At 58.5% G+C, this 12806-nt stretch carries 14 protein-coding genes; 4 read left to right on the top strand and 10 right to left on the bottom strand.

Annotated elements, in window-relative coordinates:
* Positions 1 to 102: 102 nt before the first annotated feature.
* The 4 genes from DTW90_RS14110 to DTW90_RS14095 form a co-directional block, all read right to left on the bottom strand.
* Positions 103 to 546 (bottom strand): DUF2852 domain-containing protein, encoded by a 444-nt coding sequence (locus DTW90_RS14110; protein WP_132522509.1) that lies wholly within the window; start codon positions 544 to 546, stop codon positions 103 to 105.
* 157 nt (positions 547 to 703) lie between these two features.
* Positions 704 to 1978 carry a polyhydroxyalkanoate depolymerase gene (gene phaZ / locus DTW90_RS14105; RefSeq protein WP_149339058.1) on the bottom strand — a complete coding sequence of 425 codons (1275 nt, stop codon included), beginning with the start codon at positions 1976 to 1978 and terminating at the stop codon, positions 704 to 706.
* Between the two features lie 203 nt (positions 1979 to 2181).
* Positions 2182 to 3024, bottom strand: a complete 843-nt coding sequence (locus tag DTW90_RS14100; protein WP_149339056.1) for a fumarylacetoacetate hydrolase family protein — start codon at positions 3022 to 3024, stop codon at positions 2182 to 2184.
* Between the two features lie 230 nt (positions 3025 to 3254).
* On the bottom strand, positions 3255 to 4208 hold the full coding sequence (locus tag DTW90_RS14095; RefSeq protein WP_149339054.1) for a glutathione S-transferase family protein: 954 nt from the start codon (positions 4206 to 4208) through the stop codon (positions 3255 to 3257).
* A 177-nt stretch (positions 4209 to 4385) separates the two neighbouring features.
* Between DTW90_RS14095 and DTW90_RS14090 the strand changes: the two genes are divergently transcribed.
* Positions 4386 to 4673 (top strand): DUF2218 domain-containing protein, encoded by a 288-nt coding sequence (locus DTW90_RS14090; protein WP_132522501.1) that lies wholly within the window; start codon positions 4386 to 4388, stop codon positions 4671 to 4673.
* A 91-nt stretch (positions 4674 to 4764) separates the two neighbouring features.
* Complete coding sequence (locus tag DTW90_RS14085; RefSeq protein WP_149339052.1) at positions 4765 to 5364, top strand: nitroreductase family protein; 600 nt, start codon at positions 4765 to 4767, stop codon at positions 5362 to 5364.
* A gap of 82 nt (positions 5365 to 5446) precedes the next feature.
* On the opposite strand, the gene gyrB is transcribed toward DTW90_RS14085, so the two are convergent.
* From gyrB to DTW90_RS14060, 5 genes are all read right to left on the bottom strand, one after another.
* A complete protein-coding gene (gene gyrB, locus DTW90_RS14080; RefSeq protein WP_149339050.1) occupies positions 5447 to 7882 on the bottom strand; it encodes a DNA topoisomerase (ATP-hydrolyzing) subunit B in 2436 nt (811 codons plus the stop codon).
* A 150-nt stretch (positions 7883 to 8032) separates the two neighbouring features.
* Entirely contained in the window at positions 8033 to 8398 is a 366-nt protein-coding gene (locus tag DTW90_RS14075) for a helix-turn-helix transcriptional regulator (RefSeq protein ID WP_132522495.1), read from the bottom strand.
* The gene (locus DTW90_RS14070; protein ID WP_132522493.1) at positions 8395 to 8964 is read right to left on the bottom strand and encodes a Smr/MutS family protein; all 570 of its coding nucleotides are present in this window, start codon (positions 8962 to 8964) and stop codon (positions 8395 to 8397) included. The genes DTW90_RS14075 and DTW90_RS14070 overlap by 4 nt, the downstream gene beginning before the upstream one ends.
* On the bottom strand, positions 8964 to 10082 hold the full coding sequence (locus DTW90_RS14065) for a murein transglycosylase A (RefSeq protein ID WP_149339048.1): 1119 nt from the start codon (positions 10080 to 10082) through the stop codon (positions 8964 to 8966). Before DTW90_RS14065 ends, DTW90_RS14070 begins: the two co-directional genes overlap by 1 nt.
* On the bottom strand, positions 10079 to 10780 hold the full coding sequence (locus DTW90_RS14060) for a Tim44/TimA family putative adaptor protein (RefSeq protein WP_132522489.1): 702 nt from the start codon (positions 10778 to 10780) through the stop codon (positions 10079 to 10081). Before DTW90_RS14060 ends, DTW90_RS14065 begins: the two co-directional genes overlap by 4 nt.
* A 141-nt stretch (positions 10781 to 10921) precedes the next feature.
* Between DTW90_RS14060 and DTW90_RS14055 the strand changes: the two genes are divergently transcribed.
* Positions 10922 to 11440, top strand: coding sequence for an FxsA family protein (locus DTW90_RS14055; protein ID WP_149339047.1), 519 nt, complete (start codon positions 10922 to 10924; stop codon positions 11438 to 11440).
* 107 nt (positions 11441 to 11547) lie between these two features.
* Entirely contained in the window at positions 11548 to 12033 is a 486-nt protein-coding gene (gene secB, locus DTW90_RS14050) for a protein-export chaperone SecB (RefSeq protein ID WP_132522485.1), read from the top strand.
* 59 nt (positions 12034 to 12092) lie between these two features.
* On the opposite strand, the gene dnaQ is transcribed toward secB, so the two are convergent.
* Positions 12093 to 12806 carry a DNA polymerase III subunit epsilon gene (gene dnaQ, locus DTW90_RS14045; RefSeq protein WP_149339045.1) on the bottom strand — a complete coding sequence of 238 codons (714 nt, stop codon included), beginning with the start codon at positions 12804 to 12806 and terminating at the stop codon, positions 12093 to 12095.

Here is a 12806-nt window from a genome sequence, read left to right as displayed (position 1 = left end):
GGCCTCGTTTTATATGATTCGCCGGGATTTCCGGCACAGAAAAACCGGCATCGCGGGATGCCGGTCGATGGTTCAGAACTTGATTACGGAACTCATAGGCCCTTACGGGGTCTGGAATTCCGGAGCCGGGCCGTTGTCGTCGCGTTTCACGCTGTTGCGGTTGTTCCGCTCGCGCATGAAGCGATCGAACTCTTCCTGGTCCTTCGCCCGGCGAAGCTCGCGGACGTAGTTGTCGAAGTCGGCGCGCATCTCGTCGAGCTTGCGGCGCTCTTCCTCGAGGCGGTCAAGTTCGGCCTTGCGCCAATCGTCGAAGGCGACGTTGCCGGTGCCGAACTGCGAGCGGTAGCGGCCGTGCGACCGGCGGCAGCCGGCAAACATTCCGTCGGCAGCCTGATTTACATCTCTCTTCCATCCTCTCAGGCGTTCGCCGAAGAGAATGTAGGCTAGCATGGCGAGACCCAGAGGCCAAAAGACCACGAAGCCGAGAATCATCAGGGCAATGGTAGCCGGAGTCCAATCCGGGCGAAGCAATGCTGACTGGTTCATCGTGAGGTATCCTCGCTTTGAGCGGCCGGCCTGATGCCGAACCGCTCAAATCGATGTGGTTACCGCAACCCCGACCTTCAATATGATCCGAGGTCAAATCCGACAACCTGCTGAATCACAAGGACTAATTCAGCTTCGCCTAATTATGGCGTGCATTTCAGGTCGATTTTCCGCCCTTTATCACCCGTTTCACGACCGGTTTGCCGGCTCGAGAATGCTCGCGGGTGAAGGCGACAATGCGCGGAGCGATCTCGCGTCTAAAGCGCGAACCGTTGAAAACACCATAGTGACCGACATCCGGCTGCAGATAATGCATGCGCATGTCTTCCGGGATGTTGGTGCAGATGGTCTGCGCGGCCTTTGTCTGGCCGACGCCCGAGATGTCGTCGTTTTCGCCTTCGACAGTCAGCAGCGCGACATTGCGGATCGCGGTCGGATCGACGCGCTGGCCGCGATGCATCAGCTCGCCCTTCGGCAAAGCATGCTTCATGAAGACCTGGTCGACCGTCTGCAGATAGAACTCGGCCGTCAGGTCCATGACGGCGAGATATTCATCGTAGAAATCGCGGTGCTTTTCGGGTTCCCCGTCGTTCTTGACGAGGTGCATGAAGAAATCCTTGTGGGCGATCATGTGCCGATCGAGATTCATCGACATGAAGCCGGAAAGCTGCAGGAAGCCAGGATAGACCGGCCGCAGGAAGCCCGGCTGAGGCCAGGGCACGTTCATGATGACATTGTCGGCAAACCATTCCAGCGGCCGTTCCTTGGCAAGCTGGTTGACAGCCGTCGGATTGATGCGCGTGTCGATCGGCCCGCCCATCAAGGTCATGGACGAAGGCGACAACGGATCGCGCGCCGCTTCCATGACTGCGGCAGCGGCGAGCACCGGCACCGCCGGCTGACAGACGGCGACGACATGGGTATTGGGACCGAGGTGGTGCAGCATCTCGATGACGTAATCGATATAGTCGTCGAGATCGAAGGTGCCTTCCGTCATCGACACCATGCGGGCATCGATCCAGTCGGTGATGTAAATATCGGCGCTCGGCAGCAGGGCCTCCACCGTCCCCCGCAGAAGCGTGGCGTAGTGACCGGACATCGGCGCAACGATCAGGATGCGCTGGTCGTCACCATGGCCGGCGGGAAGGCTGTGCTCGAAGTGGATGAGATTGCAGAAGGGCTTTTTCCAGACGATCTTCTCGTGCACAGACGCCTTCTTGCCATCGATTACCGTTTCCTTGAGGCCGAATGCCGGTTTCCCGTAACGACGGGTGGTGCGCTCGAAGACTTCAAGGCTGGCAGTGATGGTTCGGCCAAAGGCCGTATCGGACAGGGGGTTGAACGGGTTTTCATAGGCGAGCCGCATCATGTCGGCAGCGACCCGAAAAGGGGCCATGGCGGCGTGGTTCAATTCATAAAGCTGGTAGAACATCGGAAGCATTACCTCTCAGGGGGCTGAAACGATCGCGGCTTCCAGGCAGTCGTGATCTGATCCTTTAAACACATAATATCGGACGAACAATCTCTGCTGCATAGCAACATAATATATGGGGCTGAACAACGAAAAATGCCGGAGAATTGCTCTCCGGCATCATAATTGCCCAGAAATCTTAAGGTTCCGCCCAGCAAATAGGCTTAATTGTCCGCCTGGAAGGTCTGGCGCTGCGTGCCCAGCCCTTCGATGCCGAGTTCGACGACGTCGCCCGGCTTCAGATACTGCGGCGGCTTCATGCCCATGCCGACACCGGGAGGCGTGCCGGTCGAGATGACATCGCCCGGGTGAAGCGACATGAACTGGCTGAGGTAGGAAACCAGGAAGGCAGCGCCGTAGACCATCGTCTTGGTCGAGCCGTCCTGCATCGTCTTGCCGTTCACCTTCAGCCACATGCCGAGGTTCTGCGGGTCGGCGACTTCATCCTTGGTGACCAGCCACGGGCCGATCGGGCCGAAGGTGTCGCAGGACTTGCCCTTGGTCCACTGGCCGGAGCGCTCCGTCTGGAAAGCACGCTCGGAGACGTCGTGGGAGACGCAATAGCCGGCAACATAGTCCAGCGCATCGGCTTCGCTGACATATTTCGCGGTCTTGCCGATGACGACGCCGAGTTCAACTTCCCAGTCGGTCTTTTCCGAACCGCGGGGGATCAAAACGGTGTCGTTCGGGCCGACGATGGCGGAGCTGGCCTTCATGAAGATGATCGGCTCGGGCGGTACGGTTGCGCCCGTTTCGGCGGCATGGTCGGAAAAGTTCAGGCCGATGCAGATGAACTTGCCGGTGCCGGCGACGCAGGCGCCGATGCGCCGGGAGGCAAGCTCGGGCAGTGTGGCTGGATCAAGTGCGGCAATCTTTGCAAGGCCTGCCGGCGAAATCGCCTCACCGCCAATATCTGCTACATTCGCAGACAGATCGCGGATCTTTCCATCCTTGTCTAGAAGCGCCGGCTTTTCCTTGCCAGCCTCACCTACACGCATCAACTTCATGATAATCCCTTCCTTGCTTCCTCATGCAAATGGTTTCGCCATATATGAACGAATTATTTACCTGTGTCACCAATCGATTTTCTCATTAATTGGCTTTGCCCGAAAGGCAATTTTGCTTGTTTGAGAAGAACAACTGCTGTTCCAAAGGGATCGAAAAATCAAGGGCGAACAAGGCGGCGGGGATATCCAGAAAATAAAGAAGGATATCCCTTACGCGATCTTGCCCTGCCTTAGAACAATTCGTCCAAGGCCGGCCCAAGCGGGACGATCCGCGTAGGGTTGAGCGATTCGATCGAATAATAGCCGTGCTTGATGTGATCGAAGTTTAGCGTTTCCGCGATGCCCGGCCAATCCATCATGCGACGGCAGAACATGCTGATATTGGCATAGTCCGAAACCCGCCGGAGATTGCATTTGAACAGGCCATTATAGGCGACATCGAAACGAACGTGCGTCACGAAAAGGCGGATATCACTTTCCGTCGGGTGGTCTGCAAACAGGAAGCTCTTGCCTTCGAGTTCGCCCTCGACCCAATCGAGGCAAGTAAAGACATCGTTGAAGGCTTCCTCATAGGCGATCTGGGTGGTCGCAAAGCCCGTGCGATAAACGCCATTGTTCAATGCCGAGTAGATGCGATCATTGAACGCGTCGATATCCGCCCGTCTATCGGCTGGGTAGAGATCGATCTCGTTCCGTGCCAGATCGCCAAACCATCCGCTCATCATCCGCAGAATATCAGACGACTCGTTGTTGACGATGGTGGATGTCTTCTTGTCCCAGAGAACAGGCACCGTTGCACGGCCGGTGAACGTCGGCTCCACCTTGGTATAGATCTCATGCATATAGGTGGCATTGTTGACCGTATCGGCTGTGGAGCCCGGATAGTCGCCGAAGCGCCACCCCTGCTTCGACAGGGCCGGCTCGACAATCGAAACCGAGATCGCCTCTTCAAGACCCTTCAGCTTGCGGCCGATCAGGGTTCTGGATGCCCAGGGGCAGATCAGCGCGACATAGAGATGGTAGCGACCTGCTTCCGCCTTAAATCCTCCCTCACCGGTCGGACCCGGACGGCCGTCTGGCGTGACCCAATTGCGAAAGCTCGACGTCTGGCGGACGAAGCCACCCTTTTCATCCTTGGCCTGAACCGGCTGCCAATCTTCCGCCCATTTTCCATTTACCAGCAACGACTTAATCTCCAAACAGCGCTATCCTCTCCTGTAAGGATACCGAATTTCTCAATCATATTAATCACATATTGTTGAAACAGACTGTCTTCGACGAGTGATCGGACAAGACTTGCCAAACGATCCGAGGCGTTTAAAGATAAAACCTTTCTCGTTTAGTCATGTATTGGAGATGACATGTATACCTCAACAGCTGATGTCAAAACGGAGCATGGCAGCCGTTACCTCCAGCAGCTCTGCAAGCATTGGAGCCACCGCTTTACGGTCGAATTCGACGAAAAATCCGGCAAGGTCCCCTTCAGCGACAACGCAAATGTCGAGTTCACGGCCGATCCCTCCAAATTGCATATGGTCCTAAACGTCGCTGCGGAAAACGATCTCGAACGGATGCAGAATGTGGTCGCCGATCATTTGAAGAGGTTTGCCTTCCGGGAGGAGCTGGAGATCATCTGGACGCGGCAATAACGCGCGTTATAAGTCGGGGCTGCCAATCCCAATTGCGAGCATCGAACCGAAGAAAGGTTCATTGCCGCCCTTCCACGCAGAAAGTGCCCCGATGACCACTAGCAATACACGCGAATCCTCCTATCCGATCGACACGATGTTTCTCGACCGCTGGTCACCGAGAGCCTTCACCAAAGAGACGATGCCCGAATCCGATCTGTTGACCATGCTTGAAGCCGCCCATTGGGCACCTTCGGCTTCGAACCTTCAGCCGTGGCGCTATCTCTACGCGCTGCGGGGGTCTGAGCATTGGGACAAGCTCTTCGGCGTTCTCGTCGAATTCAATCAGGGCTGGGTAAAGTCGGCAGCAGCGCTGCTCTTCGTCATTTCGCGCACGCACACCGGTGAACTTGGCTCCTCGGAGCAGAAGCCCAGCTACAGCCACTCCTTCGACGCCGGCACGTCATGGGGCTTCCTGGCGCTGCAGGCTCATCTCATGGGTTACGAGGCTCATGGCATGACCGGTTTCCATGCGGACAAGGCCAACGAGATGCTGGGCGTTCCAGATGGTTACCGGGTCGAGGCTGCCATCGCTATCGGCAAGGTAGGCGACAAGAACCAGCTATCGGAGAAGCTGCGCGAGCGCGAAGTTCCGAGCCAGCGCAAGCCGCTGTCCGAACTCGCCTTCAACGGAACTTTCGTCGCCAAGTAAGCCAGGACAAATACCCCGGTCAAAAGAAAAGGCCCGCTCGATGCTTGATCGGCGGGCCTTTTTCGTGAGCTTGATCTCCGGATCAGATGTCGAGGTTTGCAACGCTCAGGGCGTTCTCCTGGATGAACTCGCGGCGTGGCTCGACTTCATCACCCATCAGGCGCGCGAAAAGCCCATCCGCATCCGTCGCATCGCTGACCTTGACCTGCAGGAGCGAGCGGACGTTCGGATCGAGCGTCGTTTCCCAAAGCTGCTCGGCGTTCATTTCGCCAAGGCCCTTGTAGCGCTGCATGGACAGACCCTTGCGACCCGCTGCAAAGATTGAATCGAGAAGGCTGCGGGGGCCGGAAATCTCCGTTTCGCCGTCTCGGCGAACGAGGACCGGCGGAATGTCGTAGATATCCTTCAATCTCGAACCGAGCTGGTCGATATGACGCGCATCGGACGAACCGATCAGCGCCATGTCGAGAACGATCACTTCCTTGACGCCGCGAACCATGCGCTCGAAGCGCAATCCGCCCTCGCTGGTAAGGTTGCCTTCCCAGCCGCGCTCGGTTTCCTCGGCAATGATGTCGAGACGCTTGGCGACCTCGGCGGCAACCGTTGCCGCCCGTGTCCGATCGCTGACCAGCTCGGCATTCAGCCCGCCGGCAATCGCGGCCTGTTCGACGACGGCCCGATTATAGCGCGAATGGAGATTGTCGAGCAGCGCGCGCAGGCGCAAGGCGTCTACGATGACTTCGCGCAGATCCTGTCCTGCACGGACCTCTCCGCTGCCGAGCCGAAGGCTGGCATCATCCAGCCCCTGACCGATCAGATAGTCTTCGAGCGCCTTCTCGTCCTTCACATATTGCACCGACTTGCCGCGCGTTACCTTGTAGAGCGGCGGCTGGGCGATATAGAGATGGCCGCGCTCGATCAAGTCCGGCATCTGCCGGAAGAAGAAGGTGAGCAGCAGGGTACGGATATGCGCGCCGTCGACGTCAGCGTCAGTCATGATGATAATCTTGTGATAGCGCAGCTTATCGGCGTTGAACTCGTCCTTGCCGATGCCGGTGCCGAGCGCAGTGATCAGCGTGCCGATTTCCTGGCTCGAAAGCATCTTGTCGAAGCGCGCGCGCTCGACGTTCAGGATTTTGCCGCGCAACGGCAGGATCGCCTGATTTTCGCGAGAGCGCCCCTGCTTTGCCGAACCGCCAGCCGAATCGCCCTCGACGAGAAAAACTTCGGATTTGGCCGGATCGCGTTCCGAGCAGTCGGCAAGCTTGCCGGGCAGCGAGGCGATATCGAGGGCGCCCTTGCGGCGTGTCAATTCACGAGCCTTGCGGGCAGCTTCGCGAGCGGCGGCTGCTTCGACTACCTTGCCGACGAGAACTTTCGCTTCCGACGGATGCTCTTCCAGCCAATGGCTGAGCGCTTCGTTGACGAGGCTTTCGACAACAGGTCGCACTTCCGACGAGACCAGCTTATCCTTGGTCTGCGAGGAGAACTTCGGATCCGGCACCTTAACCGAGAGGACAGCCGTCAGGCCTTCGCGACAATCGTCGCCCGTCAGCTGGACCTTTTCCCTCTTGGTAATACCCGAAGTGTCGGCATAGGAGGTGATCTGACGCGTCAGTGCTGCGCGGAAACCGGCCATATGCGTGCCGCCGTCGCGCTGCGGGATATTGTTCGTGAAGCAGAGGACATTCTCGTGGTAGCTGTCATTCCACCACATGGCGACCTCGACGGTGATGCCGTCCTTCTCGCCGCGGATAGAGACAGGCTTGTCGACCAGCGGCTTCTTGGCGCGGTCGAGGTAGGAAACGAAGGCCTCCAGGCCACCGTCATAGAGCATTTCTTCCTGCTTGACGTCGGAATGGCGCTTGTCCGTCAGAAGGATGCGCACGCCGGAATTCAGGAAGGCAAGTTCGCGCAGGCGATGCTCCAGCGTTCCGTAGTCGAACTCCGTCATCGTAAAGGTGTCGGTGCTCGGCATGAAACTGACTTCGGTGCCGGTTTCAGCCCCAGCCTCGCCAGTCGCCTTCAGCGGCGCATCGGCGACGCCATGGGTAAAGCTCATCTCGTGGATTTTGCCAGCACGGCGGATCTTGAGCTTCAGCCAGACGGAAAGCGCATTGACGACAGAGACGCCGACGCCGTGGAGACCGCCTGATACTTTGTAGGAATTCTGGTCAAATTTACCGCCGGCATGAAGCTGGGTCATGATGACCTCGGCTGCGGACACGCCTTCGCCGGTGTGGATGTCGGTCGGGATGCCGCGGCCATTGTCGGTCACGGTCACCGAGCCATCAGGATTGAGCGTCACGGTGACGATATCCGCGTGGCCCCCTAGCGCCTCATCGATGGCGTTGTCGACGACCTCATAGACCATGTGATGCAGGCCGGAGCCGTCATCGGTATCGCCGATATACATGCCTGGACGCTTGCGCACGGCATCAAGGCCCTTGAGAACCTTGATGGAATCTGCGCCATATTCGGTGCTTGCGGCGTTTTCGGTCGCGGGCGTATCGGTCATATGTCTTGAGGTCTTTCCAGTGTTTGCACAGAGGGAATCGATGATCCGGCGAATCATCGGGCTTCCACTCCGGACTATAGGGCGCTTTTCCCCGAACTTCCAAATATATGGCCCCTGAAGTGCCTATAAAACAGGGGATTAAGGCGCTTTTCAGCCGCTTTTTCGGGTATTTTCCAACATTGCCATCAGGGCTCTGATCGTCGCCTTGTCGAGATGGCGGATTTCAATCGAGAGGCGGTTTGCAAAGGCGGTATATTCGGGCTCGAGGCCCGATGTATCTATGACGACGCGCGGGTCGGAAACCCGTGCCAGAAGGAACAATTCCTCCGCTTCATCCCAGATAATGTTGAAGTAGCCGGCGATGCGCTGCAGCAGATCGAAGCTCGGCAGTCCGCGCTTGCCGTGCTCCAATGCCGAGAGATAGGCCGGCGAGAGATTGAGCGCGGCCGCCATCTGCTTTTGCGACACGCCCTTGCGAAGCCTAAGCTTCCGGATAGCCTCGCCGAAGGGCGTCATGGCCTTTCCCCGCGCGGTCGCGACAGCCTGATATAGAGGGCGCCCTCGCCGCCATGATGTTGTGCGGCCGCCTCATAGGACGATATCAGGTACCGGAATTCCGGCTTCGAGAACCAGAATGGCACTGCGCGCTTGAGAGCACCGTCGCTACCCATCGAGCTACCCTTGCCCGTGATGACTAGGACATGGCGAAGTCCGCGCTCATGCGCCCGTATGAGGAAATCGAGCAAGATCACATGCGCCTCGCTCTGGATCATGCCGTGAAGATCGATACGGGCCTCCAGCGGCAACCGGCCCTTGGCGATCTTGCGCTTGACCGGCTTCTCCAGCGGATGGTGCCGGGTGGGAAGCTGCTTCTGCGGCAAGGGGGTGGAGGGTTGCGCGGCCGAGCTTTGAAGCTCGATTTTCGTCTTCTCCAGGCGCGCGGTTTGCTGGGCCTGTTCCTCCGCCAGGAATTCGTCCAGGGCGCTCAGATCATTCTTTCGCTCCGGCAGCGGCCTCGTGCTCTTTGCGACCTTGCCCCAGAGGATCCGTTCTTCATTGCTGAGCTTTCGATCCTTGGCCATCAGCCAAACCTCTCGGCTGCCGCCTTCGGAAGGAGGATGTAGAAATCGGCATCGTTGCGCACCGTACCCGCCAGCTCGCCGGCGTCATATCCGGAGCCGGTAAAGATATCGCCGCGGGCTGGGCCAAGGATTGCCGAGCCGGTATCGAGCGCCAGCATCAGCCGCTGGAACGGCCGGCCGTCATCGAGATGCGTCAGGCTCTGCGAACGGATGAAAAAGGGAAAGCCGAACGTATGGATCAGCCGGTCCACCGCCAGCGAGCGGCCGGCAATCAGCGGAACTTTCGCGGCGGCAACAGGTCCGGCCTGCGGATCGTCGACGGCGGCTTCGCGGAAAAATATGTAGGACCGGTTGTGCCAGAGCACTTCATCGATCTGGTCAGGATGGGCGTTCAGCCAGGCGTGGATCGATTGCATCGAAATCTCCGAACGCGCGATCTCGCCGCGATCGATGAGAAGCCGGCCGACCGGAGAAAATGGATGGCCGGCCTTCGCCGCATAGGTGATCCGCCCGAGCCGCCCGTCGGGATAGCGCAGCCGCGCAGCGCCCTGCACATGCACGAAGAACAGATCGACCTTGGCTTTCGCCCAAGCAATCTCCAGCCCGCGCCCCTCCAGATAACCGCGATCGATTTCGCCGCGATCGGGATAGGCGGAAATCACCCCGTCCCTGAGCCGCCCGAACATGTAGGAAGGGTCGATATCTTCGGGTCGATTCTTGTCGTCCAGATCGATCAGGTCATCCGGGCGACGATAGAAGGGGTAGCGATAGATCGCGTCCGGCACAGCCGATACCTCGATCTCCGGCTCGTAAAAGGCTGTCACGAAACCGGGATTGTCGTCGGCGCGGTGGATCAGGAAGGGACGACAGCGTTCTTCGAAGAATGCACGCGCCTCGGCTGCATCCATGGGATCGAAGGACGCTGCATCATTCAGCAGCGGCAAAAGGTCGTCCGCTGAAAGACCGAGCGAACCGGTGCGATAGGGTTTCGTCCCGGTGATATAGTCGCGGCAATCCCTCATGGCGCGAAAAAGGCTGGATGGATCATCGTCCCTCCAGCCCTTCAAATCATCGAAAGCAACCGGCTCCAGCCGGAAATCACCAGGCGCTGCGCTCATTGTTCCGATTCGGTCGCCACAAGTTTCCAGTTCGGATCACGCGAGCGCGTATCGCGCGAGAAGGTCCAGAGATCGTTGACCTCGCCGACCGATTCGGCATCGCCTTCGATCAACGTGTCAGATTTGTCGTAGGTCGCCGAAATCATCTGGCTGACGAGGCGAACGGTGACCAGCGCCTCGGAGCCCTTCATTTCGGCGTGCATGATATCCGCCTTGTCGATGCCGACGAAAGTGGACTTCACCTTTTCGCCCTTTGCTTCGCGATCGGAGATGGCCGCATCGAAACCGTCATAGACTTCGCGGGACAGAAGGCCCTTCAGCGATTTCCGGTCACCGTTGGCAAAAGCCATGACGATCATCTCGTAGGCCATGCGTGCGCCGTTGATGAACTCCTTCGGATTGAAGGATGGATCGGCCTTGCTGAGTTCCCTCAGCGAATCATTGAGCGGCGTTCCCGACGGGGTGAAAGCGTCGATGGCAGCGAACCGGTCTTCGTCCTCGACCACATCGCGCCGCGGCAGCGTGACGACCTTGCCGGCATCGGGCGTTTCCGACGTGGCAGCGGCATCGCGCGGTGAATAGAGATCACGCGGCGGCTTTTCGTTTCCGGTGCGCCGACCAAGGACACTACGGAGCTGAAGAAAGATCAGCACCGCCGCCACCAGAAAGAAGAGCGTCACAAAGTCGTTAGAACCCATATCGTACCGGCACCGCTGTTACATCCATTGTTGGAACACCATATAGTCCGCAAAGACCCATCATTCAAATAGCCGAACCGTTTCTTTGTAGCGCATGATGGATTAACGCTATTGGAACTGGCATCGCGAGGACTACACACTATGCGCCTTTCGCTCATTCCCATCGCAATCTTTCTGATGCCGCTTGCCGAGATTGCCGGTTTTGTGGTCGTCGGCAAGGCGGTCGGGTTGTGGGCTACGCTCGGACTCGTCATCCTCAGCGCCATGCTGGGAGCAGCCCTGTTGCGGATCCAGGGAACAGGCATTCTGCGGCGAATCTCGCAGGAAACCCAAAATGGCGGCATTCCCAGTCGCGACCTGGTTCACGGTGCAATGATCGTCGTCGCGGCCTTTCTGCTGCTGCTGCCGGGCTTCATAACCGACATACTCGGCCTCCTTCTCTTCCTTCCCCCTGTTCGCGATCTTGCCTGGAAACATCTGAGCAAGCGGATCGTCGTCCTCGGATCCTCGCCCGCATTTCGCGGCGGCAGCCGGGGTGGACCGAAGCCGCAACCAGGACGGCGACCGGCAGGTCCGGTGGTCGATCTCGATCAAGAAGACTTCCAGCGCGAACCTAACCGCAACTCGCCCTGGTCGGACAAAAAGCAGCTGGGCGACTAGGTCTAGATTGATTGCCGGAGGCAGATGATCCTGCCGGCGCTCAGGGTTGTAAGGCCGGTGTCGAAATGTTAGATGGCGACACCCAATAAAAGCCGCGAGGAAAACCCATGGCCACCGACATCAGCAACGGCAACGGCGCCGCAAACCCGAGCCTCACCATTCTTGCGCAATATACCAAGGATCTTTCCTTCGAAAATCCCGGCGCTCCGCGTTCTCTTCAGGCCCGCGACAAGGCGCCTGACATCAACATCAATGTGAACGTCAACGCCAATCCGCTGTCGGATTCCGATTTCGACGTCGTGCTGAGCCTGAGCGCCGAAGCCAAGGATGGCGACCGGGTGCTCTTCCACACCGAGCTCGTTTATGGCGGCGTCTTCCGCGTCACCGGCTTCCCGCAGGAGCACATGCTGCCGCTTCTCTTCATCGAATGCCCGCGGCTGCTTTTCCCCTTCGCGCGCCAGATCATCGGCGACGTCACCCGCAACGGCGGCTTCCCGCCGCTGATGATCGACCCGATCGATTTTGCCCAGATGTTCACGCAGCGCATGGCCGAAGAACAGGCCCGCGCTCAGGTTCAGGCCGTTCCGAACTGAGCCTTGAAATCGTAGTACCAAACAGAGATGCCCGGACCAAAATCCGGGCATTTTTATTTTCAGTTCTGCGTTCCGTATTTCGACCAGATGCCTTTTGCTCCCAGCTTGGCGATCAGGGCTTCGTGGGCACCGCGCTCGTCTTCCGTCAAGCGCTCGGGCAATGGCCGCGGACGCGTCAAGGCAATGACCACAGCATCGTCCGCATCGTAATTGTTTCCGGCCTGACTGGATGATGCACTGACGCCCAGACCAAGGGCGGTCTGCCGGCCGCCGATCATCTCGATATAAACCTCTGCCAACAATTCGGAGTCGAGAAGCGCGCCGTGCTTGGTGCGGTGCGAATTGTCGATGCCGTATCGACGGCACAGCGCATCGAGCGAGTTCGGACCCATCGGATGCTTGCGACGCGCGAGCGCCAGGGTATCGATGACCGATTCCGGCAGGATTGGCGGCAGGCCGATGCGGGCGAATTCCGCGTTGACGAAACCCATATCGAATGTGGCGTTATGGGCGATCCATTTGGCGTCGCCGAAGAACTCCAAAATCTCTTCGACGACGTCGGCGAAGGGCGGCTTGTCCTTCAGAAATTCGTCGGTAATGCCGTGGACGGCCAAGGCATCGGGATGGACCTTCCGGTCGCCGGGATTGACGAAGAGATGGATGGTGCGGCCAGTCGGAAAATGGTTGAAGAGCTCTATGCCGCCGATTTCGATCACGCGGTCGCTGCGGCTGTCGAGTCCTGTTGTTTCCGTATCGAATATGATTTCGCGCAT

It is taken from the genome of Neorhizobium sp. P12A (assembly GCF_008365395.1).
GTDB lineage: Bacteria > Pseudomonadota > Alphaproteobacteria > Rhizobiales > Rhizobiaceae > Rhizobium.
The sequence above is the reverse complement of the archived record's forward strand: the minus strand, read 5'-3'. Positions and strand labels throughout refer to the sequence as shown.